Origin of the sequence: Streptomyces sp. Ru62 (genome assembly GCF_002920615.1) — a bacterium.
Lineage (GTDB): Bacteria > Actinomycetota > Actinomycetes > Streptomycetales > Streptomycetaceae > Streptomyces.
In genome coordinates this window covers 102,854-129,500 of sequence record NZ_PQSU01000010.1, presented here as the reverse complement: position 1 = coordinate 129,500, position 26,647 = coordinate 102,854, and the positions used below count along the sequence as shown (strand labels likewise).

The following is a 26,647-nucleotide window of genomic DNA, read 5'->3' as shown; positions in this document are numbered from 1 at the left end:
CCGAACCAGGCGACCCTGCCCGGCCGGGGGCAGCCCTGCCCGGCCGGGGGCAGCCCTGCCCGGACGGGGCAGCCCTGCTTGGACGAGGCGGCCCGAGCCCGAACCAGGCGACCGGCCCGCACGAGACCCCGCGCCCGATCGAGGCGCCCCCGCCTGGTCAAGTCGGCCCTGCTTGGATGACGGGCATGAATCCTGCTGACGAGATCCTCGACATCGTCGACGAGCACGACCGGGTCGTCGCCCAGTGCCCGCGCGGCGAGGCCTATGCCCGAGGGCTGCGCCACCGCTGTGTGTTCATCGAGGCCCGGGACGCGGCCGGCCGGCTCTTCGTGCACCGGCGCACGGCGACCAAACTGGTGTTCCCCTCCCTGTACGACCTGTTCGTCGGCGGGGTCGTCGGCGCGGGCGAGTCCTACGGCGAGGCGGCGCTGCGGGAGGCCGAGGAGGAGCTGGGCGTGACGGGCCTTCCCCGGCCGGAGTTCCTCTTCAAGTTCCTCTACGACGACGGCGCCGGGAACACCTGGTGGTCGGCGGTGTACGAGGTGCGCTGCGAGCTGCCCGTGCGACCGCAGGCGGAGGAGGTCCAGTGGCACGCCTTTCTGCCCGAGGAGGAGGTCGAGCGGCGGCTCGGCGAGTGGGAGTGGGTACCGGACGGGCTGGCGGCCTACGAGCGGCTGCGGGCGTTCCGGGCGGGCCGGTGACCGCCGGGTAGGGTCGGCCGCGTGAGCGAATTCGTGCGGAACATCCGGCTGTGGTTCGCGCCGGAGCGGGTGCGGGACGAGGGCGGAACTCCCGACTACCGGTTCTCGCTGGCCAACGAGCGCACCTTCCTCGCCTGGCTGCGCACCGCGCTCGCGCTGATCGGCGGCGGATTCGCGGTGGACCAGTTCCTCCCGGACCTGCGCTGGGCCTGGCGGGTCGGGCTCGCGCTGGCCCTGCTCGCGGCCGGCGCCCTGTGCTCCCTGCGCGCCGTGAACCACTGGGTGCGCTGCGAGCGCGCGATGCGCCGCGGCGAGGACCTGCCCACGTCCCGCTTCCCCGCGCTGCTGAGCCTGGTCGTGGCGGTGGTGGCCGTAGCGATGGTGCTGGTGGTCCTGGTGGGGTGGGAGGGGTGAGCGCCGGGGAGGCGGGCGCCGGGCGGGACCCCGGGCTCCAGCCGGAGCGCACCCGGCTGGCCTGGCGGCGTACGACCCTGTCGGCGGCGGTGGCCGCCGTACTGGCCGTGAGGACGGCGCTGCACGGCGGCGCCTCGGCCACCGGGATCGTCCTGTGCGCGCTGTGCTGCGGGCTGTGCCTGGCCTTCCTCCGGGTCGCCCACCTCCGCATCCACGCCCTGGCGGCCGGCACCCCACCGCCCGCCTTCGCCCCGCGCCACGCGACGGCGGCGGTGCTGTGCGCGGTGGCGATGGCGGTGTGCGCGGCCGTACTGGTGGTGGTCTAGGGCCGGCCCGACTCCCTGCCCGCCGCACGCCATTCGTCCTCGGGGACGCCGCGGCGGCAGCCGGTGCCCTTGGTGTCCTCAGCTCTGCGGGGTACTCGTGCGCCACGCAACCGGGATGTCCCGATACGCGGCTTTCGCGTGGCAGTCTGCGGACGTCAGGCATCCCGTACCCCCCGAAGGTGAGCACCATGACCGCCCTCCACCAGGAACACACCGAGCACACGACGCACCGCCACGGGCCGGACTGCGGACACCACGCCGTGCCGCACGGCGACCACGTCGACTACGTCCACGACGGCCATCTGCACCGGGAGCACGAGGGCCACTGGGACGAGTGCGAGCCGGCCGGGCACTCCGTCCACGAGGGCCATGAGCACGTGCACCACGACGAGTGCGGACACGCCCAGGTGCCGCACGGCGACCACGTGGACTATCTGCACGACGGGCACCGGCACGCCGAGCACGGGGACCACTGGGACGACCACTGACCCACCGCGGGCGAGGGCCGACGGCTCCCGGGCAGCGCACCGGGGGGCCGTCGGCCTATCGTGGCTCCGGTCACGTTCCGCCCGATCTTCACCCCGCGCACTGGACGGCATACCGACCGGTCGGCATCATGAGTCCAGTCTTGTTCGCCGGTTCGTAGGAGTGATGAATGAGCGCCGACCACCCGCCCGGTCTCGACCTTGACCGGCTGCGCGCCCTGCTCGACCGCGAGCGCCCCGGCCTGGTGAACGGCCCCCTGACCGGACGGCTGATCGAGGGCGGACGGTCGAACCTCACCTACGCGCTCTCGGACGGCACGTCCCAGTGGGTCGTCCGCCGGCCGCCGCTCGGGCATGTGCTGGCCACCGCGCACGACATGAGGCGCGAGCACCGGGTGATCAGCGCGCTGCACCCGACCCGGGTGCCGGTCCCGCGCCCGCTGCTGCTGTGCGAGGACGAGGAGGTGCTCGGGGCGCCCTTCTACGTCATGGAGTTCGTTCAGGGTACGCCGTACCGCACCGCCGACCAGCTCGCCCCGCTCGGCGCGGAGCGCACCCGGAACGCGGTGCTGTCCCTGGTGGACACGCTGGTCGAGCTGCACGCCGTGGACCCCGCCGAGGTGGGTCTCGCCGACTTCGGCCGCCCGGAGGGCTTCCTGGACCGCCAGCTGCGCCGCTGGGGCAAGCAGCTGGACGCCTCCCGCAACCGCGAGCTGGCGGGCATCGACGAGCTGCACGCCGCCCTCGGCCGCCAACTGCCCGCCTCCCCCGCCCCGACGGTCGTCCACGGCGACTACCGCCTGGACAACGTCCTCATCGGGGACGACGACAGGATCAAGGCGATCCTCGACTGGGAGATGTCCACGCTCGGCGACCCGCTCACCGACCTGGGCCTGCTCGTGATGTACAGCCTGCCGCTCGGGATGCCCGACTCGCCCGTCTCCACCACCGCCGAGGCGCCGGGGCACCCCGAGCCGCGGGAGCTGGTCGAGCGGTACGCCGCCCGCTCCGGCCGGGACGTCTCGGCCGTCTCCTGGTACACGGCGTTCGCCTGGTTCAAGCTCGCCGTGATCCTGGAGGGCATCCACTACCGGTACACGCTCGGCCAGACGGTCGGCCGTGGTTTCGACCGCATCGGCGACCTCGTGCCCGTCTTCATCCACCACGGACTGACCACTCTTCAGGAAGGCTGACCGGCATGGACTTCGCGTTCGACGCGCGCACCGAGGAGCTGCGCGCCAGGCTCCTCGCCTTCATGGACGAGTACGTGTACCCCGCCGAGGCGGTCGCGGAGGAGCAGCGGGCCGCCCTCGCCTCGCCCTGGGACACGCCGGCCGTTGTCGAGGAACTGAAGGCCGAGGCCCGCAGGCAGGGTCTGTGGAACCTCTTCCTCCCGGACGCCGAGTACGGCGCCGGGCTGACCAACCTCCAGTACGCGCCGCTCGCCGAGATCACCGGCCGCTCCCCGCACCTCGCGCCGATCGCGACCAACTGCGCCGCGCCCGACACGGGAAACATGGAGGTGCTGGCGCAGTTCGGCACCGAGGAGCAGAAGAAGCAGTGGCTGGAGCCGCTGCTGGCGGGTGATATCCGGTCGGCGTTCGCGATGACCGAGCCGGAGGTGGCGTCCTCGGATGCCACGAACATCACGACGCACATCGAACGAGCCTCCGACGGCACGGACGAGTACGTCATCACCGGCCGCAAGTGGTACATCTCCGGGGCGATGAACCCGGACTGCAAGATCTTCATCGTGATGGGCAAGACGGACCCGGACGGGGCGGACATCCGCCGCCAGCAGTCCATGGTCCTGGTCCCGCGCGACACCCCCGGTGTCACGGTCAAGCGCGCGATGCAGGTCTTCGGCTACGAGGACCACTCGCACGGCGGCCACGCCGAAGTCGTCTTCGACCACGCGCGCGTGCCCGTGGCGAACCTCGTCGGCGAGGAGGGCGGCGGCTTCGCCATCGCCCAGGCCCGGCTCGGCCCCGGCCGGATCCACCACTGCATGCGGCTGATCGGGATGGCCGAGCGGGCGATCGAGCTGATGTGCCGGCGGGCCGTGAGCCGTACCGCGTTCGGCAAGGCGCTGGCCCAGCAGGGGGTGGTCCAGAACTGGATCGCCGACGCCCGGGTCACCGTCGAGCAGCTGCGGCTGCTGGTGCTGAAGACGGCCTGGCTGATGGACACCGTCGGCAACAAGGGCGCCCACACGGAGATCCAGGCCATCAAGATCGCCACCCCGCGCGCGGTGGTCGGCATCCTGGACCGGGCGATCCAGCTGCACGGCGCGGGCGGGGTGAGCCAGGACTTCCCGCTGGCCGAGCTGTACGCGAGCGCCCGCACGCTGATGCTCGCCGACGGCCCGGACGAGGTCCACCAGCGGTCGCTGGCCCGCCGGGAGCTGAAGAAGTACCTCTGAGGTTCCCCCGTACCCCTCGGGTACATCCGGGGTCCCTACGGCCGCAGGGCCCGCAGGAGCAGGTCGGCCAGGTGGTCGGCCACCTCCTGGGGGCCCATCGGGCCGTCCGGCCGGTACCACGTCGACAGGTGGTGGACCGAGCCGAAGTGGTAGTCCACGACCAGGTCGGCCGGGGTCGCCGTGGAGAAGACGCCCGCCTTCTGGCCCTCCTCCACGAGCGCGCGGAAACGCTCGTGGTAGCGCCGGCGCTCGGCGCGGACCTGCTTGTTCTTCTCCGGGCTCAGGTGGTGCATGGACCGGAAGAAGATCATCGCGTCGTCGAGGTTCTCGATCGTGGTGACGACGACGTCGGCCGCCGCGTCCCTGAGCCGCTTCTCCACCGGCTCGTCGGCGTTCGCGAACGTGTCCAGCCGCTCCTGCTGGAGGCGCAGCACGCGCGCGTACACCTCGTGCAGCAGGTCGTCCTTGGAGCCGAAGTAGTGGTACAGCGCCCCCTTGGTGACGCCGGCCGCCTCCACGATCTCCTGCACGGAGGTGCGGTCGTAGCCCTGCTCGGCGAAGAGCCGGGTGGCGGCGGCCAGCAGCCGCTGCGGGACGGGCGTCCCGTCTCCGTCCGTCGTCCTGGGCACTGCCGCCACCTGCCTTTCCATGAGGTCACTCGCTGTCGCGGGAACGCAGTTCCCGCCGGAGGATCTTCCCACTCGCCGTCTTGGGCAAGTCGGGCAGGACCTCCACCTGCCGCGGGTACTTGTAGGCGGCCAGTCTCTCCTTGCAGTACACCGCGAGTTCATCCGGGTCCGCCTCGGCCCCCGGACGGAGGCTGACATAGGCCTTGACGGTCTCGCCACGGTACCCGTCGGGGACACCGACGACGGCCGCCTCGCGCACCGCCGGGTGGGTGTAGAGGACGTCCTCGACCTCGCGCGGCCACACCTTGAAACCGGACGCGTTGATCATGTCCTTCTTGCGGTCCACGACGTACAGCCACCCCTGCTCGTCCATGAACCCGATGTCGCCGGTGCGCAGCTCGCCGTCCGGAAAGGTCTCGGCGGTGGCGTCCGGCCGCCGCCAGTACCCGGGCACCACCTGCGGTCCCCGGACGACGATCTCGCCGGGCTGCCCGAGGGGCACCTCCGCGCCGTGCTCGTCCAGGATGCGCACGACCGTGTCGGCGCCGGGCAGGCCCACGGAGAGCGTCCCGGAGACCGGGTCCACGGGAGCTTCCAGGTGGGGCGGGACGGAGGCGCAGGGGGCGGTGCACTCGGTGAGGCCGTAGCCGACGCGGATGTACGGCCCGAAGCGCTCCCGGAACGCCTCCACCAGGGCCGGCGGCACGGGGGCGCCGCCCGACGACAGGTTCACGAACGAGGCGAAGTGCTCGCGGGTGGCCTCGGGGCGGGCGGCGAGCGCCATGTAGGCGGTGGAGGGGCCGACGGTGTAGTGCGGGCGGTGCTCGGCGAAGGCGTCCAGGACGACGCCGGCCTCGAAGCGGTAGGTGAGCACGAGGGTGCCGGCGCCGGCCAGGCAGGCGCCGAACTGGCAGACCATGCCGGTGATGTGGAACAGCGGCGCGAGCGCGTAGTAGACGGGCGCCTCGGGCAGGCCGAGCCCGGTGACCTGCCGCTCGACGTTGTGCATGACGTTCGCGTGGGTGTTGGTGGCGCCCTTGGGCGTGCCGCTGGTGCCCGAGGTGTAGCTGATCAGCGCGATGTCGTCCGGGCGCGGCGAACGGCCCTCGGGGGCCCGGCCGCCCTGCCGGGCGACGGCCACCAGGTCGTCGGCGTCCGGCGCCTGGGGCAGCCGCTCGAAGCCCAGCACGCGCGGGTCGTCGCGGGTCTGGAAGTCCCGTTCGCAGGCGGTGAGCACGATCCGCACCGGCGAGCCGGCGGCCGTCTCCCTCAGGTACGCCTCCCAGGCCCGGTCGGAGCAGATCAGCGCGGCCACCTCGCCGTCCCGCAGGACGTGCGCCACCTCCCCCGACTTGTACATGGGGTTGACCGGGACGACGGTCGCGCCCGCCTTCCAGGCGCCGAGCACGGCGAGCACGAAGTGCGGGGAGTTCTGCAGCAGGACGGCCACCCGGTCGCCGCGCTCCAGACCGCGCGCGACGAGGTGGGCGGCGACGGCGTCGCTCAGCTCGTCGGCCTCCCGGTAGCCGATCCGGGCGTCGAAGTAGGCGAGGAAGGTACGGTCGGGGGCCTGGGCGACGGCATCGCGCAGGGCGTGCACGAGCGAGTCGGCGGGGTCGACCGGGGTGCGCTGGGCCTCGGTCAGCAGCGCGAGCCAGGGCCGGGCCGCGTACGGGGAGGCGGTCACCGGGCGGCCTCCCACTTCTGCTGGAGGTGGTTCATGTTGGTGAGCCAGCGGTCGGGCTCGCCGGCCCGCGCCTGGTAGAAGCCGGCGACCTCGGGGTGCGGCAGGATCAGGAAGCGGTCCTCCGCGATGCCCTGGAACAGGGCGTCGGCGACGGCCTCGGGGGCGATCGCGGTCGGCTGGAGCACCAGGTCGCCCGCGCTGCCGGTGGCGGCCAGCATGTCGGTGCGGACGCCCTGCGGGCAGATCGCGTGGACCTTGATTCCCCGGTGCCGGTACGTCAGCGACAGCCACTCGGCGAAGGCGTAGGCGCCGTGCTTGGTCACGCTGTAGGAGGGCGCGCCGATCATGGTGAGCAGCCCGGCGGCGGAGACGGTGGAGACGAACCGCCCGCGGCCCCGCTCCAGCCAGTCGGGCAGCAGGGCGTGCGCTGCCCGGACGTGGGCCATCAGGTTCACGTCCCACGACGTGGCCCAGGTCCTCTCGTCGAGGGTGGTGCCGAGGTCGCCGTCCTCGAAGGCGACGCCCGCGTTGGCGCAGTAGACGTCCACCCTGCCGCCGAGCGCGTCGCGGGCCTCGGCGACGATCGCGGAGGCGTCACCTGGCACGGCGGTCCCGCCGATCTCCTCGGCCACCGCCTTGGCCTTCCCGGCGTCCAGGTCGTTCACCACGACCCGCGCCCCCTCGGCGGCGAACCGCCGGGCCAACGCCGCCCCGATCCCCCCGCCGGCTCCGGTGACGATCACTCCCGCATCCTGCACGGCTTCCACCATCGGTCTCCTTCGACACGGTGCGACTCGGCTCAGCGGTCGTCAGACTAACCGGTCGGTATGTGTAAAAGAAAGGGTGACTGCACCAACCTCTAGGGGCGCGGGGAACTGCGCGAGCAAGCAAGGACGGCCTGCACGTGCCCACTGACCGGAGGACCCCATGCACCTCTCCAGAAGAAACCTGCTCGCCTCGGCCGCGCTGTCGGCGACTCCCCCGGCGCCCCCGCACCACGAACGCCTCCGCACCGGCTTCGAAAGACTGGCGGCCGACGGTTACTCACTCCTCTCCGGCCAAAAGGTGGGTGTCGTCACCAACCCCACCGGCATCACCAGGGACGCCGAGCACATCGTCGACGTCATGCACCGGGACCCCCGCGTCAGGCTGACGGCGGTCTTCGGCCCCGAGCACGGCTTCCGGGGCACCGCGCAGGCGGGCGGCTCCGAGGGCCGCTACGACGACCCCGCGACCGGCCTCCCGGTGTACGACACGTACCTGAAGAGCGGCCGCCCGCTCGCCGACGTCTTCACCGCCTCCGGCGTCGACACCGTCGTCTTCGACATCCAGGACGTCGGCGCCCGCTTCTACACGTACATCTGGACCCTCTACGACTGCATGGAGGCGGCCCAGCTCGCCGGCAAGCGGTTCGTCGTGCTGGACCGCCCGAACCCGGTGACCGGACGTGAGGCCGAGGGCCCGGTGCTGCACAAGGAGTTCGCCACCTTCGTCGGCCGGCAGCCGGTCGCGCAGGCGCACGGGATGACGGTGGCGGAGCTGGCCCGCCTGTTCAACGGGGAGTTCCTGGCCACACCCGTCCCGCTGGAGACCGTGCGCATGTCGGGCTGGAAGCGCTCCGGGTTCTACGACGCCTCCGGTCTGCCCTGGGTGCCGCCGAGCCCCAACATGCCGACGCCGGACACCGCGTTGGTGTACTCCGGGACCTGCATGTTCGAGGGCACCAACCTCTCCGAGGGGCGCGGGACGACCCGGCCCTTCGAACTGCTCGGTGCCGAGGGCCTCGACGGCCGCTGGGCCGCCGCCGCGAACGAGGCGGGCCTGCCGGGCGTGCGGTTCCGGGAGGCGTACTTCACGCCCACGTTCTCCAAGTTCCAGGGCAAGACCGTCGGCGGGCTGCAGATCCATGTGACCGACCGGGCCGCCTACGACCCCGTACGCACCGGAATCGCGCTGCTGGTGACCGCCAGGAAGGCGTGGGGCGGTTTCGCCTGGCGGTCCGACAACTGGATCGACAAGCTCACCGGTTCCGCCCAGGTCCGCACGATGATCGACGCGGGCGCCGGCACCGACGAGGTGACGGGCGCGTGGCAGGAGGAGCTGGCCGCGTTCCGGCGGGTCCGGAAGGGGTATCTCCTGTACAAGTAGCGCTCCTCCTCACGGGGATGTGGGGGTCTGGCATGGCGGATCCTGGGACGGATGTGACTCCCTACTGGGAGCTGACCTTCGACGCCGACGGGGACGCCGACGGCCCCGAACGCGACCGGCTGCTGACGCAGGTCACGGACCACGGCGTCCGTGACCTGATCGTCTTCTCGCACGGCTGGAACAACGACCGTTCGGGCGCGACCGCGCTGTACCGCCGCTTCTTCGCGCCGGTCCCGCAGCTGGCCCCGGAGGCCCGGCTGGGGTACGTCGGCGTGATCTGGCCGTCGATGCGGTTCAGCGACGAGCCGATCCCGGACTTCCCGAGGTCCGTGGCGGCCGTGGAGGCGGAGGCGGCACCGCGCCCGGCGCTGGACAAGCACACCCGGCGCGCCCTGCCGGCGGCGTTTCCGGGCCGGACGACCGTGCTGGACGAGTTGGCCCGGATGCTGGACGACCGGCCGGGCGGCACCGAGGGGCTGACCGAGTTCGGGCGGCTGGTGCGGCTGCTGCTGGACGACGACCGGCAGGGGGTGGTGGCCGACACGGACGAGGACGGCGGACCGGCGGTGTTCAGCGACGACCCGGTGACCGCGTGCGAGCAGTTCGCCGAGGCCCTGGCCGCGCTCGACGCGTCCGGCGGCGCCGCCCGGTTCGCCCTTCCGAACCCGTGGGACGGCGCGAAGGAGTTGCTGCGGCAGGCGACGTACCACCAGATGAAACGGCGGGCCGGGACGGTCGGTGAGCGGGGACTCGGCCCGCTGCTGGGGCGGTTGGCGGGGGCGGCGCCCGGGGTGCGGGTGCATCTGGTCGGGCACAGCTTCGGCGGCCGGCTGGTGGCGTTCGCGCTGCGCGGCCTGCACGGCGGCGTGCGCACGGTGAAATCGGTGACCCTGCTCCAGGGGGCGTTCTCGCGCTACGCGTTCGCGGCCCGGCTGCCGCACGCCCCGGACCGGTCGGGCGCGCTCAAGGGCCTCCACGGGCGCGTCGACGGCCCGCTGGTGTGCTGCTACTCGCACTTCGACGCGGCCCTCGGCACCTTCTACCCGCTGGCCTCCCGGCTCGCCGGGGACGACCGCGCCTGCGCGGGCAACGAGATCGCGGCGGTGCTGGGACCGCGCTGGGGCGCCCTGGGGCACGACGGGGTGCAGGCGGTTCCGGGTACCGCACGGCTCGACCTGGCGGCGGCTCTCGGTGGCCGGCTGCCCGGGTCGGGGTGCGTGAACGTGGACGCGGCGGCCGTGGTCCGGCGCGGGGGCCCGCCGTCCGGGGCACACAGCGACATCGTGCACCCCGAACTGGCACGGGTGGTACTGGCGGCGGGCCGCATCGCCTGACCCGCCGCCCGTGGCACCTCAGCGGTGCGAGGTGTACTCCACGACCTGCTGGAAGGTCGGCCGGTTCTGCCAGCTGATCCGGCCGTGCTTGATGCCGCCCAGGGTGCGCTGGACGATCGAGTCGGCACACCACTGGTCGCCCGCCGAGCACTGGTCGTCGCCCGGGTAGACCTGGGCGGCGGTCAGGCCGGCGGCCTGCTTCAGGGTGCTGATCAGGGTGTCCCGGCAGGCGGTGAGGCTGCCCCCGCCGCAGTACTTCCGGGCGAGGCCGCCCCGCACGGACTCCCCGAGCACCGTCCGGATGTCCTTGTCGACGTAGGACCACCAGCCGTACTGGAAGGAGCTGCCTGCGTGCGAGCCGGTCGGGCCGTGACCGGCGGAGGGTGCCTCGTCGACCGGCAGGCTGCCGGTGACCGCGGTGTAGAGGTCGCTGCCGAGACCGGGCTCGAACTCGGCCTTGACCAACAGCGGCCACCAGGCGTCCAGGATGCGGATCGCGTCGGCGTCGGCGTACTTCTTGGAACCGGCCGACGTCTCGGTGCGCTTGGCGCCGGCGGTCACCCACGCCTGGAGCTTGCTCACCGCCGCGGCGGCCGTGGAGTCGGTCACCGGCGAGGAGGTGACCACCTTGAGCAGCTTCGGCAGCACGTCCTCGGCACGCAGATCGGCGAGGCCCGCGTCCGCCATGGCCTGCACCAGCTTGGCCCGGGTGACCCCGCCGGCCGCGACCAGCTTCCTCACCCGGTCGTCCAGCAGGTTGCCGCGGTGCACGGAGCCGTTGCCCCAGGGCGCGGCCGCGTAGTCCTCGGCCTGCTTGTTGTTCCAGGAGATGTAGTAGTCCTGGTCGACGGAGTTGGGGTGCGCGGAGGGCGGGGTGTAGTCGGCGGTGTTGGTGGCCGGGTCCCAGTTCCGCCACTCGTAGGCCGGCTGCGCCCACACCGGGAACTCGCTGTCGACACCGCTCGCCCGGACGGGGTTGTCACCGCTGTTGTAGTAGGCGGTGTGCTGGGAGTCGGCGTAGAACCAGTTGAAGGTGAAGTTGATGTGCTGCGCCGCGCTCTGGAAGTCCTCCGGCCCCTTGACGTAGTCGGGGTCGTTGAGCATCTGGAAGCCGATGATCGAGTCGGCCTCGTGCAGGTAGGAGGAGCGCAGGGTGGTGTACGCGACCTTCTTGCCACCGATGGTCGCCCGGTACTCCACCGGACCGTACTTGGTGCGCCACGCGCGCATGGTGTACGACCCCGCGGCCGTGCCGTCGGCGGTCGTCGGCTTCCAGGCGTTCTTCTGCTCGATCTTCTCCATGGCCGTGCAGGTGCCGTGGTACAGGTAGTGGTAGTCGTCCTGGCACAGCTCGACCGCGTAGGTGTCGATGATGTCCTGGCCGGAGGTGGTGGCGCTCCAGGAGTAGTCCTGGCCACGGCCGAGTTCGACGTACATGCTCAGGCCCGCGAAGGAGGCGCCGCGGGCGCTGATGCCCGGGCCCTGGATCTCCTGGAGCATGAGCAGCTGCGGGGCGAAGTAGCCGGTCTGCGGCCCGAAGACGGCGATGGGGTGGCCGCCGGCGGTGTACTTGCCGCTGACCACGAGGGCGTTGGACATGCCGCGGCGGGCGGAGCCGAGGACGGTCTTCGCGGCGGAGGCCGAGGCGCCCGTGGCGCCGGCGGTGGCCGCGCTGCCGGTACGGTCGTGGACCAGCGGTTCCTGGGTCACCGAGCCGGCGTCCGGCAGGGCCTCGCCCTGGGCGTCGGCGGGCTTGGCGCCGTAGGGGAAGCTCTGGCCGTCGTGGACGGTGAGGACGGCCTCGGGGTCGTTGCGTTCGCGGAAGGACTCCCAGACCTTGGTGCCCTCCTCGACGCCGTACCTGGCCTGGGCGGCGAGCAGGGAGAGCGCGTTGTTCACCTCGCCGCCACCGCCGGAGCCGAACAGCGAGCCGATGACGGAGGCGAGCGCCACGAGGTCGGTGACCTTGAAGTGCTCGATGGTGCCGGCGTTGGTGATCGAGTCCTTGTGGCCGGTCAGGACGTACTCGCCGGGGAAGTAACGGCCGCTGTCGGAGGCGTCGATGTAGGAGTTGACGCCGTCGAGATAGGCCTTGACGTCGGCGAGTGCCTGCCGGCCGCGGGCGCCGTTCTTCGCGACCGCGTTGTCGATCTGCGCCTGGAGGTCGGCCTCGGTGTAGGGCGCGTTGCGGTAGAACTGCTGCTCAAGGCCCTGGTTGGCAGGTGCGCCGCCGGCGAAGGAGGTCAGCTGGCCGCGGCCCACGTGCCGGAAGACGTCCATGAGCCACAGCCGGTCCTGGGCCGCCGCGTATCCGGCGCCGAACTCGGTGCCGTAGCGGGTGGTGCCCGTGATGTGCGGCACACCGGTCTTCTTGTCGCGGACGATGGTCACGTCACCGCGGCCGGCCGGCTTCTCGGTGGAGGCGACCTGGTCGGCGGGGACACCGAACGAGGCGTCGTTGAAGAAGCTGTTGATCGTCGTGTCGGTCAGGCCCTTGTAGCCGGAGGCGAGGTTGGCGTACGGGCCGAGCTGGTCCTCGGCGTGCGCGGGCTGTGTGCCGAAGACCTGGTTGAGCAGGATCTGGGCGAGCGTCGCGTTGCCGTTCTCGCCGGGCGGCAGGATGTCCGAACACTGGCCGCCGCAGTAGTCGTTGGCGACCGTGGCGTCGGCCGCCGCCACCGCCGCCTGGGTGAGGGGGGAGAGAAGACCTGCGACGAGGACGCATACGGACGCGGTCTTCAGGAACCCGGAGAGTCGGCGGGACGTTCTCAGTCTGTCAAGGGCGGTACGTGGGGTTCGCCGTGGCATGGCAGCTCCTAGCGACAGAGGTGGCCGAACGTTACCGCCGGTATCCCCAGCTTTAAAGATGAACATGCGTCACTTTCTGGAGTCTGGAGACAGATCCCGAGAAGAGATGGAGCCGAATCGCCTGTCGATACGTCTATTCGACGACGTCCGTGCGACGACGCCGAAGTGACCGGAGTACAGGTGCAGGTGTGACGGAGGTGCAGGGCGATGGCAGGTTTCCGGAGTCTGGCGAGACAGGTACGCGATCCGGGCTGTGATCTGGCGCTGCGGCGGTACTCGCTGCGCAAGTGCCTGGAGAAGTTCGCCCCTTACGGGCATCGGGCGACCTGGGACCATCTGTGCTCCCGGGCGGGGTTCGGACCCGAGGACCGCTCCCCCGATCCGGCGCGGCTCGTGGCCGCGCTGGAGGAGTTGGAGGAAGCCCGTGACGTCTGGCTCGCCTACGAGACCGACTTCACCGAACGCCGCAGGAAGGAGAAGCACGACGGGCTGCGCCGGCCGGGCAGTGTGGACGACTGGCACCGGCTGACCTGGGGCGGCTTCGGGGTCGCCTGGTGCGACGACCCGCGGGTGCACCCCGACGAGCCGCTGGCGGTGGTGCTGCGCCGGCTGATCGCCGCGCTGGAGCGGGAACCGGGCTCGTCGTGCCCGGTGTGCGGCGGCGAGCGCCTGGTGTGGAAGTACGGCCTGGACCACGAGCCGTCGTCCGGCCCGGTCTGCACGGACTGCGGCATCCTGGTGCCGCGTCCGGTCCTCGGCCCGCGGGCTCTTGAGTACGCCCGCCGGGGACGCGTGCTGATGTCGGCCTGAGCCGATGGCGTTCCCAGGGGCGTGCTGACGGGGGGCGCGCAGGGGATGCCGCGCCCTCTGCCGCGGGTGTGCGGCACCATCGAGTCATGGTGCAGGTGTGTCTCAACGGGCGTCGTACGGCCGCCGACGGTGTCGCCGTGCCGATGTCCCCTCAGGATCTGGCGCGTTCCGCCGCCGAGGCGGTGGCGGCCGGTGCCACCTCGGTCCACGTCCACCCGAAGACGCCGTGCGGCCACGACAGTCTCTCCCCGCGCGTCCTGGCCCCGGCCCTGGAGGCGATCCGGGCGCGGGTGCGGGTGCCGGTCGGGGTGACCACCGGCGCCTGGGCGGAGCCGGATCCGTCCGCGCGGCTCGCCCGGGTGCGCTCCTGGTCGGTGCTGCCCGACTTCGCCTCGGTCAACTGGCACGAGCCGGGCGCCGAGGAGGTCGCCGGACACCTGCTGTCGATCGGTGTGGCCGTGGAGGCGGGCATCTGGTCCGGCACCGAGGGCGTACGCCGGTTCGCGGCCTCGCCGCTCGGGCCGAGGGTGCTGCGGGTGCTGGCCGAGGTGACCGACCCGGACCCGGCCACCGCCGAGGCGTCGGCGCGGGTGCTGCTGGCCGAGCTGGGTACGGCACACGGCCGGCCGGTGCTGCTGCACGGCGAGGAGGGCGGGACCTGGCCGGTGCTCCGGCTTGCGGGCCGGCTGGGCCTCGCCACCCGGATCGGCCTGGAGGACACCCTGCTCCTTCCGGACGGGCGACGGGCCCTGTCCAACGCCCGGTTGGTGACGGAGGCGCGGGCGCGGTACGCAACGGCCGAAGGCGGTGCGGGCGCCCCGGACGGCGACGGCAACCGCGACGGAGCACACGGGAGTTCGTCCCCGTCGTGAGCTACGGCGCGGGGCACCGCCCCGGCCCGGTCAGGGCTGGTCCGAGGCGGCCGCGGTGAGGCGCGCCCCCAGCTCCGCGACCGCGGCGCGCAGTTCCTCCCCGCCCTCGACACGGAAGGCGAACGGCACGCGCGCCAGCCACTCCTGCGCGTACGCGGCCGGGTTGCGCGTGCTGCCGACCAGCACACAGCCGTCCCCCGAGGGTTCGAGCCGCCCCATGGGCGGCTGGATCCAGGGGGCCACCTCGGTGAGGGGTGCGGCGAACACCACGCGGGTGGGGAACACCCATCCCAGGCCCAGGTTCTCCTCCAGCACCGCCACCGGGTCGAGGTCCTCGGGCGGTGCGAACCGTTGCGCGGTCGGCCGGACCGCGCGGACCCGGTCGACCCGGTAGGTGCGGATCGCGCCCGCGCGGTGGGAGTGGCACAGCAGGTACCAGCGTCCGTGACGGACGACGACGGACCAGGGATCCACCTCCGCCTCCCACTCGTCACCGGCCTCGGCGCGGTAGGCGACCGACACCCGGCGCCGGGCCGCGACGGCGGCGACGAGTTCGCTGGTGACGGCCGGGTCCGGGCGCACCGCGTACGGGTCCGGCGCGGCCGCCGCGTACTCCCGCAGCAGGGCCGCCTGCCGACCGACGCTCTCCGGCAGCGCCTTGACGACCTTTCCCAGGGCGGTGCCGACCAGGTCGTCGGCACCGGCCGCGGCCGGCCGCCCGGCGAGGACCGCCATCACCAGTCCGAGGGCCTCGGACTGCGTGAAGTGCACGGGCGGCAGCCGTGTTCCGCGCCCCAGCCGGTACCCGCCGTACGGCCCCCGGGCCGACTCCACGGGGATGCCGGCCTCGCGGAGGATGCCGACGTACCGGCGCGCGGCCCGCTCCGTGACGCCCAGCCGCACGGCGAGTTCACCGGCCGTCGTACCGGGGCGGGCCTGGAGGATCTCCAGGGCGCGCAGCGCTCGCGCGGTGGGGCTGAGATCGTTCGGCACCCGTGCAGGCTAGTCCGCTCCGCCCGTGTCACGGTGGTCGCGCGACGAACCGGCAGTGGATCGTCCGGAACCCCTCCTACGGTGGCCTCCACGACCTGGGAGAAGGGGAACCGACCATGGACATCCTGCTCATCGGCGGCCTGTGGCTGGACGGATCGGTGTGGGGCCGCGTGGCGTCCACGCTGGAGTCGCTCGGCCATCGACCGGTGCCGCTCACCCTGCCGGGCCAGGGGGACGGCTCGGCGTCGGCCACACTGGAGGACCAGCTGGCGGCGGTGCTGGCCGCGGTGGACGCGGCGCCGGACAAGCCCGTGGTGGTGGGGCATTCCGCCGCCTGCACACTGGCCTGGCTGGCCGCCGACCGGCGGCCGGAGCGGCTGGCCGGGGTCGCCCTGATCGGCGGCTTCCCGTTCTCCGACGGCCATACGTACGCCGACTTCTTCGAGGTGCGCGACGGCGTCGTGCCCTTCCCGGGCTGGGGCCCCTTCGAGGGGCCGGAGATCGCGGATCTCGACGACGAGGCCAGGCGCGAACTGGCGGCCGCCGCGATCCCCGTACCCGCTGCCGTGACCCAGGGCGTGGTGCGGCTGGCGGACGAACGGCGCTTCGACGTCCCGGTCGTGGTCGTGTGCCCGGAGTTCACGCCCGCACAGGCGCGGGAGTGGATCGCCGGCGGTGACGTCCCGGAGCTCGCCCGGGCCAAGCACGTCGACTTCGCCGACATCGACGCGGGCCACTGGCCCATGGTCTCCCGGCCCGCGGAGCTGGCCCGGATCCTGGCCGCGGCGGCCGACGCGGTCTGACGGGCGCACCGCCGGGCACGAGCGGGACACCGTCCGGCTCTCGCCCCCTCAGCGCCGCTCCGCCATCAGCCGTGATCCGGTGAGCCGCGCGCCGAACACGTCGTCCGGGTTGGACAGCACGCACGTCTCCAGCGACAGGCAGCCGCATCCGATGCAGTCGGTGAGGTGGTCGCGCAGGCGGTTCAGCTGCTGGATGCGCTCGTCCAGTTCCGAGCGCCACTTCTCGGACAGGCGCGCCCAGTCCTCCCTGGTCGGTGTCCGTTCCTCCGGCAGTTCGGCCAGGGCCTCCCGGATCGTGGCGAGCGGTATGCCCACCCGCTGGGCCGCGCGGACGAAGGCGACCCGGCGCAGCGTGTCCCGGCTGTAGCGGCGCTGGTTGCCGGGGGTCCGCCGGCTGGTGATCAGTCCCTTGGACTCGTAGAAGTGCAGGGCGGACACCGCGGCTCCGCTGCGGGCGGACAACTGGCCGACGGTCAGCTCGTGGATCTTCTCGGGAATCTGGGGCACTCCCCAGAGATTACCCACCCCGCCGGTCCGTGGTCCGTTGACATCGACCGCCCGCCCGACCATGCTAAGCAGTTGCTTAGAGACGCGAGCGAGAGGCCGGGAACATGGCAGAACCGAGGACCTTCACCTCCCCCGACGAGCTGCGGGCGGCCGTGGGCGAGGAGCTGGGCCCCACCGACTGGGTGGAGATCGACCAGAAGCGGATCGACCTGTTCGCCGAGGCGACGGGGGACCACCAGTGGATCCACGTGGACCCGGAGAAGGCCGCCGCCGGACCGTTCGGGACCACCATCGCCCACGGCTACCTCACCCTGTCCCTGCTCCCGCTGTTCGGGCCGCAGCTCATCCAGGTCGAGGGCGTGAAGATGGGCGTCAACTACGGCACGAACAAGGTCCGCTTCCCCGCCCCGGTCCCCGTCGGCTCCCGGCTGCGCGCCACCGGCAGGATCACCGGCGTCGAGGACGTCACCGGTGGTGTGCAGGTGACGGTCGCGTTCACCGTGGAGCGCGAGGGCGGCGACAAGCCGGTGTGCGTCGCCGAGTCGGTGTCCCGGTACTACGTGTAGGCCAGGGGGCTACCCGGCCCCGACCATGCGCAGCACGAGGTCGGCGTAGAGCGCGCCGACCTCCTCGGGGGTGCGCGGGCCGTTCACGTTGAACCAGCGGGCCACGTCGATGCACAGCGACAGCACGGCGAGCGTGGTGCCCTGGACGTCCGGCACGTCGAACTCGCCCGAGGCCACGCCGTCCTCGATGATCCCGCGCACCTCCGCGTCCACCTGGCGGCGCAGCGCGACGATCTCCGCGCGGGCCTCCGGGCCGAGGGCGTCGAGTTCGTACTGGACGACCCGCGCGGTGGTGCGGCGGCCCGCGTGCCAGCGGACGAAGGAGCTGACCGCGTCGGCCAGCCGCTCGGCCGCGGTCCCCTCCCGCCGGGCCGCGGTGCGCAGGATGTCGAGGGCCTTGTCGTGGCCGATGCGGCTGATCCGGTGGAGCAGCTCTTCCTTGGTCTTGTAGTGGATGTAGAGCGCGGCCGGGCTCATGCCGGCGCGGCCCGCGATGTCACGGGTCGTCGTCGCGTGGTAGCCACGCTCGGCGAAGGCCTCCACGGCCGCGACGAGCAGCCGCCGGGCCGCGTCAGGGGTGACCTCTTCCCACGGCTCCACTTCGCCGCCGGTCGTCTCCTGCGCCGTACTCATCGCTCGCTCGCCCCTCTCGGTGACAGGAGCACCACCATACCGCCGACGGTGAGCGGGCGCTTAGCGGAGCCGCTCAGAGCTTTTCGAAGGGGTCGTGCTCGGCGAGCAGCTTCTCCAGCCGGGCCTGGTCGACCCGGCTGACGATCTGCCCGGCCTCCTGCCGGTCCCGGATCACCTTGGCGAGGGTGAAGGCGGAGGTGACGAGGTACAGGACGGCGATCGCCAGGAAGCCGCGGACCCAGGCGCTGGCGTCGAGCCGGGCGATGCCGATGGCGGTGGCCGCCATGGCGACCGCGAAGGAGGCGACGGCCTGCCCGTAGAACGCGGCCGTGCTCTGCTGCTTGACCGGTGTGTCACTCATGGGTCCCAGCATCGGCGGACGTGGCCCGCGCCACATCCGCCGGGATACTCAGAACCGGCGGCGGCAGGTACTCAGAAGGCCGAGACCCCGGTCAGGGAGCGGCCGATGAGCAGCTTCTGGATCTGGCTGGTGCCCTCGTAGAGGGTCATCACGCGGGCGTCGCGCAGGAGCTTGCCGGCCGGGTACTCGTCGATGTAGCCGTAGCCGCCGAAGACCTGGAGGGCGTTGTTGGCGGCGCGCACCGCGGCCTCGGAGGCGAACAGCTTGGCCTTGGAGGACTCCACGGCGAACGGCTCGCCGCGGTCGATGAGGTCGGCGACCCGCCAGGTCAGCAGCCGGGCCGCGTCCACGTCGACGGCGATGTCGCTGATCAGCTCCTGCACCAGTTGGTGGCGGGCGATCGGCTTGCCGAACTGCTCCCGCTCACCGGCGTACTTCACGGCCGCGTCCAGCGCGGCCTGGGCTATCCCGACACAGCCGGCGGCCACCGACATCCGCCCCTTGGCGAGCGCGGACATGGCGACGGAGAAGCCCTTGCCCTCCGCCCCGAGCATCGCCGAGGCGGGCACCCGCACGTCCTGGAGGACGAGTTCGGCGGTGGCCTGGCCGCGCAGGCCGAGCTTGCCGTGGACGGTACGGCGGGTCAGGCCGGGGGTGTCGGTGGGCACGAGGAAGGCGGACACGCCCTTGTGGCCGGGGGCGTCGGTGGAGCGGGCGAAGAGCAGGACGACATCCGCCCAGGTGCCGTTGGTGATGAACATCTTGGTGCCGTTCACGACGTAGTCGTCGCCGTCGCGCACGGCCCGGGTGGTGAGGTTGCCGGCGTCGGAGCCGGTGCCGGGCTCGGTGAGGCCGAAGCAGCCGACGTACTCGCCCGCGGTCAGGCCCGGGAGCCAGCGCCGCTTCTGCTCCTCGCTCCCCCAGGCGGCGATCGTCTTGGCGACGAGCCCCAGGGAGACGGAGACGATCCCGCGGACCGAGGAGTCGCCGCGCCCCAGCTCCTCGGTGACCAGGCAGTAGGCGAGGTGATCGCCGCCGGAGCCGCCGTACTCCTCGGGCACGGTCAGGCCGAGGAAGCCGACCTCGCCGAGCTTCTTCACGATGCCCCGGTCGACCTCCTCGGCGCGGTCCCAGGCGACCACGTGCGGGGCGATCTCGCGCTCCACGAAGTCCCGGGCGAGCCGTCGTACGGCCGTCTGCTCCTCGCTGAGCCCCAGGCTCACCATGAGATCACCTCTGTCACCATGGATCTTGAAAGCCGGACATTTAAATTAGCACTGCTAGTTTCCAGTCGCAGCCCTACTATGTGCGCCATGGCCCGACCGCGCAAGCCCCTCCTCAGCACCGACCGGATCGTCGAGACGGCCCGGGACCTCGTGGACCGGGAGGGTCTGGCGGCCGTCTCCACGCGCCGGCTCGCCGCCGAGCTGGGAGTGAGCGGGCCCTCGCTCTACAACCACTTCCGCACCAAGGACGAGATCCTGGAGGCGGTGGCGGACTCGGTGAGCGCCCAGGTCGACCTGTCGATGTTCGAGGACGGCCGGGACTGGCGGACCGCGCTGCACGACTGGGCCGTCTCCTACCGGGCCGCCCTGCGCGACCACCCGAACATCGTCCCCGTCCTCGCCCGGGGCCCCGGCCGCCGCCCGGCCGCGCTGCGGCTGGCCGACGCGGTCTACGGCGCGATGGTCGACGCGGGCTGGCCGCCGGCGCAGGCGACCTCCATCGGCGCGCTGATGCGGTACTTCATCATGGGCTCGGCCCTCGGTTCCTTCGCCGGCGGCTTCGTGGACGACGCGAGCGCCTACGACCCCGCCGACTACCCCCACCTCGGGCAGGCCCATCTGCTCGCCGAGCAGCAGGAGAAGATCGACGAGCGGGCCTTCGAGGCGGGGCTCGCCGCGCTGCTGGACGGGCTGGCGCAGCAGTACCGGCAGGTCCGGGTGTGAGGACGCTTCGGCCGCCGCCGAACCGACGGTCCCGCATGCTGGGGGCATGAGCACCGAGAACCCCCAGGCGGCGGCGCTGGCGGCGATGGCCGGGCTGATCGCCGACCGGACCCGGGCCGCGTGTCTGCTGGCGCTGCTGGACGGGCGGGCGTGGACGGCCGGTGAGCTGGCCCGGCACGCCGGGGTCGCCGCCTCCACCCTGAGCGAGCACCTCGGCAAGCTGGTGGCCGGCGGGCTGCTCGCGGAGGAACGGCAGGGCCGGCACCGGTATGTGCGGCTGGCCGACGCGCGGGTGGCGCAACTGGTCGAGGACCTCGCCGCGCAGGTGCCCGCGGCGGTGGTACGGCGCCCCCCGCGCACCCTGCGGGAGGCGAGCGCCGGTGCCGCCATGGCCCGGGGGCGGACCTGTTACGACCATCTCGCCGGGCGGCTCGGGGTCGTGCTCACCGACGCGCTGACCCGGCGCGGGCTGCTGCGGCAGGACACCGGGTTCGCGCTGACGGACGCGGGGGTGGAGTGGTTCGGTGCGGCGGGTGTGCCCCTGGACCCCGGCGGCCGGCGCCCACTGGCCCGCGCGTGCCTCGACTGGACGGAACGGCGACCCCATCTCGCCGGGGCGGCGGGCGCGGCGTTGTGCCGTCGGGCGCTGGAGGCGGGGTGGTGCGTGCGCGTGGGGTCGGGGCGGGCGGTCGCGGTGACCGCGTCGGGGGAGCGGGTGTTCTCCGACCTGCTCGGGATCTCCGGGCGGCCCTGGCTGGAGACCGGCTGAGGGGGCGGGGTCCGCGCCGAGTGCGGGTGCGTCGTGGCCGGTCGCGCGGTTGCCCCCACCCCCTCGGGGCGCCCACCCTCAGAACACCACCAGCGCGCGTCCCCCCTTCCCCGCCAGCATGTTCGCGAAGGCCGCCGGGATGTCCTCCAGGGTGATCCGGTCGGTGACCAGGGCGGAGAGGTCCAGGCGGCCCTCCCTCACGTGCTCGGCGAGGAGCGGTACGTCGCGGGACGGGTCGCTGTTGCCGTAGACGCAGCCGGAGAGGGTGCGGCCCCAGTGGAAGAGCTCCAGGGCGTTGAAGGTGACCTGCTGGTCCTTGCCGCCGATGCCGACGACCGTCGTACGGCCGCCCCGGCGCGTGGACTCCCAGGCCGCCCGGATGGAGACCGCGCGGCCCACGCACTCCACGGAGACGTCGACGCCCTGCTTGCCGGTGAGGCCGCGGATCTCGCGGGGGGTGTTCTCGGAGGCGAGGACGTAGTCCGTGGCGCCGGCGGCGCGGGCCAGCTCCTCCTTCCCGGGGGAGACGTCGACGGCGATGATCCGGGACGCCCCCGCGATGCGGGCCGCTTGCAGCGTGGCGAGGCCGACTCCGCCGACGCCGAACACGGCGACCGTCTCACCGGCCCGGACCCGCGCCGAGTGGTGCACCGCGCCGTAGCCGGTGAGGACGGCGCAGCCCAGCAGGGCGGCGTCCACCAGCGGCACACCGTCCGGCAGCGGCAGCACGCAGGACGCGGCGACCACCGTCTCCTCGGCGAACGCGGCCACGTTCAGACCGGGGTGCAGGTCGGTGCCGTCGGCGGTGCGGGCGTGAACGTCGGCCGCGCCGTTCAGCGCGTTGGCGCACAGCCAGACCTCGCCCAGCGCGCAGGCGTGGCAACTTCCGCAGGACGGCGCCCAGTTGAGGACGACCGGGGACCCGGGTGAGACATGGGTGACGCCCTCCCCGACGGCGACGACCGTGCCCGCGCCCTCGTGGCCGAGGACGGCCGGGACCGGCACCCGCATGGTGCCGTCGGACAGGGACAGGTCGGAGTGGCAGACGCCGGCGGCGGCGAGGCGGACCCGGACCTGTCCGGGACCCGGGTCGGGCAGCTCGATGCCGGTGATCTCCAGCGGGGCGCCGATGGCGGGCAGGACGGCGGCTCGTACGGCCATGGGTGACGGAACTCCTCAGAACTGGAGGGACTTGGTCTGGAGGTACTCGGCGAGTCCGTGCGCCCCGAGTTCCCGGCCGACTCCGGACTGCTTGTAACCGCCGAAGGGCGCGAGCGGGTTGAACCGGCCGCCGTTGATGTCGACCTGACCGGTGTCCATGCGGCGCGCGAAGGCCACCGCCTCGGCCTCCTCCGCGGCCCACACGGCGCCCGCGAGGCCGTACACCGTGCCGTTGGCGATGCGCAGGGCGTCGTCCTCGTCGTCGTACCTCAGGATCGACAGGACCGGGCCGAAGATCTCCTCCTGGGCGATGGTCATGTCCGGGGTGACGTCCGCGAAGACCGTCGGGCTGACGAACCAGCCGCGCTCGCGCGGGGATTCGGGGCCGCCCGCGACGAGCCGGGCGCCCTCCGCGACGCCCTTCTCGATGTAACCGCGCACCCGGGCCTGCTGTCCGGCACTGACCAGCGGTCCGATGCGGTCGCCGTACTTCGCGGCGGCAGTCGCGGCGAGTTCGACGGCCTCGGCGTAGCGGTCGCGGTGGACGAGCATGCGGGTCCAGGCGCTGCAGGTCTGCCCGGAGTTGGACATCACGTTGGCGACACCGACGTTCACGGCCCTGGCGAGGTCGGCGCTCGGCAGGATGACGTTGGCGGACTTGCCGCCGAGTTCCAGGGCGACCTTCTTCACGGCCGCGCCGGCCACCGCGCCGATCCGCCGGCCGACCGCCGTGGAGCCGGTGAAGGAGACGAGGTCGACGCCCGGGTGCTCGGCGAGCGCCTGTCCGGCGACCGGGCCGAGACCGGTGACCAGGTTGAACACGCCGGCGGGCACGCCCGCCTCGTGCACCGCCTCGGCGAACAGCTGGGCGGTGAGCGGGGTGTCCTCGGCGGGCTTGACGACGATCGTGCAGCCGGCGGCGAGGGCCGGGGCGACCTTGGCGACGATCTGGTGGAGGGGGTAGTTCCAGGGGGTGATGGCGCCGACCACGCCGATCGGCTCGTGCAGGACCGTCGAGTTGCCGACCCTCTCCTCGAAGGAGTGGCCGGCGGCCAGCTCGGCGTAGGAGCCCGCCACCGCGATCGGCACGGCCGCGTGCACGGCCTGGGAGAACGGCAGGGGCGAGCCGAGTTCCGCGGTGACCGTCGCGGCGATCTCGTCCTTGCGGGCCACGAGCGCGTCCCGGAGAGCGGCCAGGCGCGCGGCGCGTTCGGCCGGGGGCGTGGCGGCCCACGCGGGGAGCGCGGCCCGCGCGGCGCGTACGGCGGTGTCGACGTCCAGGGCCGAACCGGCCGGGACCCGGGCGATGACCTGCTCGTCGGCGGGGTTCACGACCTCGATCTCGTCCCCGCTCCCGGCGGGGCGCCAGGCGCCGTCGATGTAGAGGCCGTCGTGTGCCTTCATTGCTGTGTCCTCCCGGCGGGTCCGCGTCGTCCGGCACACAAACTAGCGATGATAGTTTTCCTGCGCCAGACGTTCCCGGACAGCGGATGTTCCGGGACCTCATCGCGAAGGGGCCGGCCGGCGCGGGCGCGCTGCCCGCACCGGCCGGTCCACCCGTCACCTGGTCGCGGTCAGATGGGCGAAGACCACCACGTTGCTGGTGTAGCCGGTCCGCCGGCTGAACAGGCCGCCACAGGTGAGCACGCGCAGTTCCGGGCGCCCGGTCGGGCCGTAGACCTCCTTGTCAGGGAAGCCGGCCTTGTCGTAGACCTTCACCCGGTCGACGGAGTAGACGGCGACGCGGCCGTCCGCCCGCCGGACCTCCACCGGCTTGCCGGGCTTGACCTGGGCGAGGCCGGCGAAGACGGCGGGTCCGGTGCGGGTGTCGCGGTGGCCGACGGCGACGGCGGTGCCGGCCTCGCCGGGCGTGGGGCCGCCCTGGTACCAGCCGACCAGCCGCGGTCTGTCGACGGGCGGTGTCTCCAGCTCCCGGTTCCGGTCGAGGCGGAGCGGGGTGATCGGGGCGTCGATGCCCAGGGAGGGGACACGGAAGGACGTCGGCCGGGACCGGGGCAGCGGGCGGGGCGGCGGCGCCGGAGGAGCGGTCGGCTCGACGCGGGCGGAGTCCGTACCGGCCGCCACGGCGTGCGGGCCGGTCCCTGCCGCTCCGCCGCCCGACCCGCAGCGCGACCCCACCGTCACCAGGACGAACACCAGCAGGGCCGTCCTGGCGAGACGGTAGGCGCGAGTGCGGTACCAGGGCCTGCGCCGGTACCTACGCGGCGCCATGGGGCCGCCGGCGGATCAGCCGGATGTACACGACAGCACAGACGGCGATCAGACCCACGGCACCCGCGGCGGCCACCGGGGAGTAGGCGGCGGCCCTGTCGATGAGACCGCCGCCGCCCGCGTGCACCCCGCCCCTGGGGCCGTTCTGGTCGTCCTTGCCCCAGGAGGCGTCGCCGTCGTGCCGGCCGTCGGAGTTGTCGTGCTGACCGTCGGAGATCTGCCCGCCCGGCCCGTGCTCGCCCTCGTGGCGCCCGTCCTTGCAGTTGACGCGGAAGACCTTCTCCTTCAGGGCGGCGGGCGTGCCCACGATCCAGCTGATCTTGTACTGACCGTCCGCGAGGCCGAGCGGATCGGTGTGCCCGGCGCCCCCGGCGAGCTGGATGGTCCCGGCGACGGTGGCGGCGGTGGGGAGCGGGGGCTGCGGGGTGATGGTGTAGGCGATGCTGGTGAGCGTGTCGAAGTTGACGGCCTCCAGATAGAACCGGCAGACCACGGGATCGTCCTTGGCCGACCCCACGAGCGGCGTTCCGTGCAGGTGACGCTCGTCGTGAATCCTGATGTCGCCGTTCTCGCCCTGGGCCACCGCGCTCGGCGCCGCCACCCATGACGCGCCCGCCGCGGCGAGGGCGGTGAGGACGACTGTGGCGCCCGCGCGGGGGCCGACGGCACGTGGGGTCATGGTGGGCATGCGCGCTCCTCCGAGTTCAGACGATTTTCATACAAATCGCTCGTTCGCCTGGACTCTCCTTCATGGGCCGCGCGGCCCATGGCACCGACGCCCGACGCGCCGTCAGAGATCGCTCGTGCGGCGCAACCCCGGGCGCCTCGGCCGCTTCCCGGTCACCCGTCCGGACGACCCCTCGGGCCGGCCCGGCGAGCGCAGCGCCACTGCCGACGACACCAGCAGCAGACCCCCCAGCATCACGAACGGCGCAGCCACGCCCGCCAGACCGGCGACCAGACCCGCGGCGGCCGGGGCGGCGACCTGGCCCAGCCGGTTGCCGGTCAGCCGCAGGGCGAGCGCGGTGGAGCGGGCCTCGGCCGGCGCGGCCTGCACCACCGTCGTCATCGACAGCGGCTGGCCGACGCCCAGGCAGAAGCCGAGGACCGTGAGCATCGCGCCGAGCGTCCACACCGGCACCGGCAGCGCCACCCCCGCGCACAGCAGGGCCGCCAGCAGGCAGGTCACGGTGAGCAGCGCGGGCCGGCCGAGCAGCCGCAGCAGCGGGGTGAGCACGAGCCGGCAGGCGATGGTGGCGCCCGCCCGGAGACTGAGCAGGACGCCGATCACCGAGGGCGCGATCCCCCGGTGTTCGCCGACCACCGGCAGGTAGGCGGTGAGGATGTCGGTCGCGGACAGCACCGACAGGCTGATCAGCATGCCCGCGGGCACGCCCCGGGCGCGCAGGATGCCACCGACCGGCACCCGTCCGCCGCCGCGCGGACGGGAGCCCACGGCCGTACGGTCCTCGATGCGCCACAGCGAGGTGAACGCGACCGCCGCGCCCGCGCCCGCCACCACGAGGGCGAGCGCGCTGCTGCGGGCCATGTCGGGGCCACCGATGAGGGCCCCCGCGGCGACGGGACCGATGAGCTGGCCGAGGGAGGCGCCGATGGTGAAGTGACCGAAGTTGCGGTCCTGTTCGTGCGGCGCGGACTGACGGGCCACCAGCGACTGGGCGCCGATGACGAAGCACAGGTGGCCGAGTCCCATCACCCCGCTCCACAGGGCCATCGCCCACAGCGAGCCGGCGAGCCCGCTGAGCGCGCAGCCGGCCGCGATGAGGACGACACCGGCCGGCAGCAGGGGCGCGCAGCGGCCGTGGTCGGTGCGGCGGCCGAGCGGTACGGCGGCGAACAGCGGCAGCAGCGCGTAGACACCGGCGATGACACCGACCGCCCGTTCGTCGGCGCCCAGCGCCAGAGCCCGGTAGGAGACGGCGGGCCGGGCCATCGACACCGCCCCCTGCGCGCAGCCGAAGGCGATGACGAGGCGGAGCAGCCAGCCGCGGTTCCCACCGGGCCCCATGACGTCCT

28 protein-coding genes are annotated in these 26,647 nt (G+C 73.0%); 14 read left to right on the top strand and 14 right to left on the bottom strand.

The annotated features are described in order from the left end of the window. Positions 1-185: 185 nt before the first annotated feature. The 6 genes from C3492_RS15540 to C3492_RS15515 all read left to right on the top strand — a co-directional run bounded on the left by C3492_RS15540 (position 186) and on the right by C3492_RS15515 (position 4,348). Positions 186-701, top strand: a complete 516-nt coding sequence (locus tag C3492_RS15540) for an NUDIX domain-containing protein (protein ID WP_103812354.1) — start codon at positions 186-188, stop codon at positions 699-701. A 21-nt stretch (positions 702-722) separates the two neighbouring features. Next, positions 723-1,115, top strand: coding sequence for a YidH family protein (locus tag C3492_RS15535; RefSeq protein WP_103812353.1), 393 nt, complete (start codon positions 723-725; stop codon positions 1,113-1,115). Continuing rightward, positions 1,112-1,441: a DUF202 domain-containing protein gene (locus tag C3492_RS15530; RefSeq protein WP_103812352.1), complete on the top strand. Its 330-nt coding sequence runs from the start codon at positions 1,112-1,114 to the stop codon at positions 1,439-1,441. The genes C3492_RS15535 and C3492_RS15530 overlap by 4 nt, the downstream gene beginning before the upstream one ends. Before the next feature lie 188 nt (positions 1,442-1,629). After that, positions 1,630-1,929: a hypothetical protein gene (locus tag C3492_RS15525; RefSeq protein ID WP_103812351.1), complete on the top strand. Its 300-nt coding sequence runs from the start codon at positions 1,630-1,632 to the stop codon at positions 1,927-1,929. Positions 1,930-2,096: 167 nt separating this feature from the next. Beyond that, complete coding sequence (locus C3492_RS15520) at positions 2,097-3,119, top strand: phosphotransferase family protein (protein WP_103812350.1); 1,023 nt, start codon at positions 2,097-2,099, stop codon at positions 3,117-3,119. A gap of 5 nt (positions 3,120-3,124) precedes the next feature. Further along, complete coding sequence (locus C3492_RS15515) at positions 3,125-4,348, top strand: acyl-CoA dehydrogenase family protein (protein WP_103812349.1); 1,224 nt, start codon at positions 3,125-3,127, stop codon at positions 4,346-4,348. 35 nt (positions 4,349-4,383) lie between these two features. On the opposite strand, the gene C3492_RS15510 is transcribed toward C3492_RS15515, so the two are convergent. The 3 genes from C3492_RS15510 to C3492_RS15500 are packed head-to-tail and all read right to left on the bottom strand — an operon-like array spanning position 4,384 to position 7,434. Next, complete coding sequence (locus C3492_RS15510) at positions 4,384-4,977, bottom strand: TetR/AcrR family transcriptional regulator (protein ID WP_041665058.1); 594 nt, start codon at positions 4,975-4,977, stop codon at positions 4,384-4,386. Positions 4,978-5,002: 25 nt separating this feature from the next. After that, a complete protein-coding gene (locus C3492_RS15505) occupies positions 5,003-6,664 on the bottom strand; it encodes a class I adenylate-forming enzyme family protein (protein ID WP_103812465.1) in 1,662 nt (553 codons plus the stop codon). Then, positions 6,661-7,434 (bottom strand): SDR family oxidoreductase, encoded by a 774-nt coding sequence (locus C3492_RS15500; protein ID WP_181140382.1) that lies wholly within the window; start codon positions 7,432-7,434, stop codon positions 6,661-6,663. The genes C3492_RS15505 and C3492_RS15500 overlap by 4 nt, the downstream gene beginning before the upstream one ends. Positions 7,435-7,591: 157 nt before the next feature. Here C3492_RS15500 and C3492_RS15495 point away from each other — a divergent pair, with 157 nt between their 5' ends. Beyond that, on the top strand, positions 7,592-8,812 hold the full coding sequence (locus C3492_RS15495; protein ID WP_103812348.1) for an exo-beta-N-acetylmuramidase NamZ domain-containing protein: 1,221 nt from the start codon (positions 7,592-7,594) through the stop codon (positions 8,810-8,812). A gap of 32 nt (positions 8,813-8,844) precedes the next feature. Then, complete coding sequence (locus C3492_RS15490; RefSeq protein WP_181140381.1) at positions 8,845-10,146, top strand: serine-threonine protein kinase; 1,302 nt, start codon at positions 8,845-8,847, stop codon at positions 10,144-10,146. Between the two features lie 18 nt (positions 10,147-10,164). On the opposite strand, the gene C3492_RS15485 is transcribed toward C3492_RS15490, so the two are convergent. Beyond that, positions 10,165-12,954 (bottom strand): penicillin acylase family protein, encoded by a 2,790-nt coding sequence (locus tag C3492_RS15485; RefSeq protein WP_103812346.1) that lies wholly within the window; start codon positions 12,952-12,954, stop codon positions 10,165-10,167. 207 nt (positions 12,955-13,161) lie between these two features. On the opposite strand from C3492_RS15485, the gene C3492_RS15480 reads away from it, so the two are divergent. Then, positions 13,162-13,764 (top strand): hypothetical protein, encoded by a 603-nt coding sequence (locus tag C3492_RS15480; RefSeq protein ID WP_103812345.1) that lies wholly within the window; start codon positions 13,162-13,164, stop codon positions 13,762-13,764. Positions 13,765-13,850: 86 nt separating this feature from the next. Then, positions 13,851-14,636 carry a 3-keto-5-aminohexanoate cleavage protein gene (locus C3492_RS15475; RefSeq protein WP_258055726.1) on the top strand — a complete coding sequence of 262 codons (786 nt, stop codon included), beginning with the start codon at positions 13,851-13,853 and terminating at the stop codon, positions 14,634-14,636. 30 nt (positions 14,637-14,666) lie between these two features. Here C3492_RS15475 and C3492_RS15470 read toward each other — a convergent pair whose 3' ends face one another. After that, positions 14,667-15,629, bottom strand: coding sequence for a YafY family protein (locus C3492_RS15470; RefSeq protein ID WP_103812344.1), 963 nt, complete (start codon positions 15,627-15,629; stop codon positions 14,667-14,669). A gap of 116 nt (positions 15,630-15,745) precedes the next feature. Between C3492_RS15470 and C3492_RS15465 the strand changes: the two genes are divergently transcribed. After that, the gene (locus C3492_RS15465; RefSeq protein ID WP_103812343.1) at positions 15,746-16,432 is read left to right on the top strand and encodes an alpha/beta fold hydrolase; all 687 of its coding nucleotides are present in this window, start codon (positions 15,746-15,748) and stop codon (positions 16,430-16,432) included. Between the two features lie 48 nt (positions 16,433-16,480). Here the strand turns inward: C3492_RS15465 and soxR are convergent, their stop codons facing one another. Next, positions 16,481-16,939 (bottom strand): redox-sensitive transcriptional activator SoxR, encoded by a 459-nt coding sequence (soxR, locus tag C3492_RS15460; RefSeq protein ID WP_103812342.1) that lies wholly within the window; start codon positions 16,937-16,939, stop codon positions 16,481-16,483. A 104-nt stretch (positions 16,940-17,043) separates the two neighbouring features. Here soxR and C3492_RS15455 point away from each other — a divergent pair, with 104 nt between their 5' ends. Next, positions 17,044-17,505, top strand: a complete 462-nt coding sequence (locus tag C3492_RS15455; RefSeq protein WP_103812341.1) for a MaoC family dehydratase — start codon at positions 17,044-17,046, stop codon at positions 17,503-17,505. 9 nt (positions 17,506-17,514) lie between these two features. Here the strand turns inward: C3492_RS15455 and C3492_RS15450 are convergent, their stop codons facing one another. The 3 genes from C3492_RS15450 to C3492_RS15440 all read right to left on the bottom strand — a co-directional run bounded on the left by C3492_RS15450 (position 17,515) and on the right by C3492_RS15440 (position 19,722). After that, positions 17,515-18,138, bottom strand: a complete 624-nt coding sequence (locus C3492_RS15450; RefSeq protein ID WP_103812340.1) for a TetR/AcrR family transcriptional regulator — start codon at positions 18,136-18,138, stop codon at positions 17,515-17,517. 73 nt (positions 18,139-18,211) lie between these two features. Then, a complete protein-coding gene (locus tag C3492_RS15445; RefSeq protein WP_041665905.1) occupies positions 18,212-18,499 on the bottom strand; it encodes a YiaA/YiaB family inner membrane protein in 288 nt (95 codons plus the stop codon). A gap of 71 nt (positions 18,500-18,570) precedes the next feature. Beyond that, positions 18,571-19,722, bottom strand: coding sequence for an acyl-CoA dehydrogenase family protein (locus C3492_RS15440; RefSeq protein WP_103812463.1), 1,152 nt, complete (start codon positions 19,720-19,722; stop codon positions 18,571-18,573). Between the two features lie 90 nt (positions 19,723-19,812). Between C3492_RS15440 and C3492_RS15435 the strand changes: the two genes are divergently transcribed. Both C3492_RS15435 and C3492_RS15430 read left to right on the top strand, forming a co-directional pair. Continuing rightward, positions 19,813-20,448 carry a TetR/AcrR family transcriptional regulator gene (locus C3492_RS15435; RefSeq protein WP_014671760.1) on the top strand — a complete coding sequence of 212 codons (636 nt, stop codon included), beginning with the start codon at positions 19,813-19,815 and terminating at the stop codon, positions 20,446-20,448. Between the two features lie 46 nt (positions 20,449-20,494). Then, positions 20,495-21,217, top strand: coding sequence for a helix-turn-helix transcriptional regulator (locus C3492_RS15430; protein ID WP_103812339.1), 723 nt, complete (start codon positions 20,495-20,497; stop codon positions 21,215-21,217). A 78-nt stretch (positions 21,218-21,295) separates the two neighbouring features. Here C3492_RS15430 and C3492_RS15425 read toward each other — a convergent pair whose 3' ends face one another. The 5 genes from C3492_RS15425 to C3492_RS15405 form a co-directional block, all read right to left on the bottom strand. Beyond that, on the bottom strand, positions 21,296-22,378 hold the full coding sequence (locus C3492_RS15425) for a Zn-dependent alcohol dehydrogenase (RefSeq protein WP_103812338.1): 1,083 nt from the start codon (positions 22,376-22,378) through the stop codon (positions 21,296-21,298). A gap of 15 nt (positions 22,379-22,393) precedes the next feature. Then, a complete protein-coding gene (locus C3492_RS15420; protein WP_103812337.1) occupies positions 22,394-23,782 on the bottom strand; it encodes an aldehyde dehydrogenase family protein in 1,389 nt (462 codons plus the stop codon). A gap of 156 nt (positions 23,783-23,938) precedes the next feature. Then, a complete protein-coding gene (locus C3492_RS15415; protein ID WP_103812336.1) occupies positions 23,939-24,610 on the bottom strand; it encodes a class F sortase in 672 nt (223 codons plus the stop codon). Further along, positions 24,597-25,298: a hypothetical protein gene (locus tag C3492_RS15410; RefSeq protein ID WP_103812335.1), complete on the bottom strand. Its 702-nt coding sequence runs from the start codon at positions 25,296-25,298 to the stop codon at positions 24,597-24,599. The genes C3492_RS15415 and C3492_RS15410 overlap by 14 nt, the downstream gene beginning before the upstream one ends. Positions 25,299-25,400: 102 nt before the next feature. Beyond that, positions 25,401-26,639, bottom strand: a complete 1,239-nt coding sequence (locus C3492_RS15405; protein ID WP_103812334.1) for an MFS transporter — start codon at positions 26,637-26,639, stop codon at positions 25,401-25,403. Positions 26,640-26,647: the final 8 nt, after the last annotated feature.

What these genes read in the sequence shown, in the direction of transcription:
- C3492_RS15455 (WP_103812341.1), top strand. Translation starts at nt 17,044, where the DNA reads ATGGCAGAACCGAGGACCTTCACCTCCCCCGACGAGCTGCGGGCGGCC.
- C3492_RS15495 (WP_103812348.1), top strand. Translation starts at nt 7,592, where the DNA reads ATGCACCTCTCCAGAAGAAACCTGCTCGCCTCGGCCGCGCTGTCGGCG.
- C3492_RS15540 (WP_103812354.1), top strand. Translation starts at nt 186, where the DNA reads ATGAATCCTGCTGACGAGATCCTCGACATCGTCGACGAGCACGACCGG.
- C3492_RS15420 (WP_103812337.1), bottom strand. Translation starts at nt 23,782, where the DNA reads ATGAAGGCACACGACGGCCTCTACATCGACGGCGCCTGGCGCCCCGCC.
- C3492_RS15520 (WP_103812350.1), top strand. Translation starts at nt 2,097, where the DNA reads ATGAGCGCCGACCACCCGCCCGGTCTCGACCTTGACCGGCTGCGCGCC.
- C3492_RS15415 (WP_103812336.1), bottom strand. Translation starts at nt 24,610, where the DNA reads ATGGCGCCGCGTAGGTACCGGCGCAGGCCCTGGTACCGCACTCGCGCC.
- C3492_RS15405 (WP_103812334.1), bottom strand. Translation starts at nt 26,639, where the DNA reads ATGGGGCCCGGTGGGAACCGCGGCTGGCTGCTCCGCCTCGTCATCGCC.
- C3492_RS15475 (WP_258055726.1), top strand. Translation starts at nt 13,851, where the DNA reads ATGGTGCAGGTGTGTCTCAACGGGCGTCGTACGGCCGCCGACGGTGTC.
- C3492_RS15525 (WP_103812351.1), top strand. Translation starts at nt 1,630, where the DNA reads ATGACCGCCCTCCACCAGGAACACACCGAGCACACGACGCACCGCCAC.
- C3492_RS15465 (WP_103812343.1), top strand. Translation starts at nt 15,746, where the DNA reads ATGGACATCCTGCTCATCGGCGGCCTGTGGCTGGACGGATCGGTGTGG.
- C3492_RS15500 (WP_181140382.1), bottom strand. Translation starts at nt 7,434, where the DNA reads ATGGTGGAAGCCGTGCAGGATGCGGGAGTGATCGTCACCGGAGCCGGC.
- C3492_RS15450 (WP_103812340.1), bottom strand. Translation starts at nt 18,138, where the DNA reads ATGAGTACGGCGCAGGAGACGACCGGCGGCGAAGTGGAGCCGTGGGAA.
- C3492_RS15490 (WP_181140381.1), top strand. Translation starts at nt 8,845, where the DNA reads ATGGCGGATCCTGGGACGGATGTGACTCCCTACTGGGAGCTGACCTTC.
- C3492_RS15410 (WP_103812335.1), bottom strand. Translation starts at nt 25,298, where the DNA reads ATGCCCACCATGACCCCACGTGCCGTCGGCCCCCGCGCGGGCGCCACA.
- C3492_RS15485 (WP_103812346.1), bottom strand. Translation starts at nt 12,954, where the DNA reads ATGCCACGGCGAACCCCACGTACCGCCCTTGACAGACTGAGAACGTCC.
- C3492_RS15425 (WP_103812338.1), bottom strand. Translation starts at nt 22,378, where the DNA reads ATGGCCGTACGAGCCGCCGTCCTGCCCGCCATCGGCGCCCCGCTGGAG.
- C3492_RS15430 (WP_103812339.1), top strand. Translation starts at nt 20,495, where the DNA reads ATGAGCACCGAGAACCCCCAGGCGGCGGCGCTGGCGGCGATGGCCGGG.
- C3492_RS15480 (WP_103812345.1), top strand. Translation starts at nt 13,162, where the DNA reads ATGGCAGGTTTCCGGAGTCTGGCGAGACAGGTACGCGATCCGGGCTGT.
- C3492_RS15435 (WP_014671760.1), top strand. Translation starts at nt 19,813, where the DNA reads ATGGCCCGACCGCGCAAGCCCCTCCTCAGCACCGACCGGATCGTCGAG.
- C3492_RS15515 (WP_103812349.1), top strand. Translation starts at nt 3,125, where the DNA reads ATGGACTTCGCGTTCGACGCGCGCACCGAGGAGCTGCGCGCCAGGCTC.
- C3492_RS15445 (WP_041665905.1), bottom strand. Translation starts at nt 18,499, where the DNA reads ATGAGTGACACACCGGTCAAGCAGCAGAGCACGGCCGCGTTCTACGGG.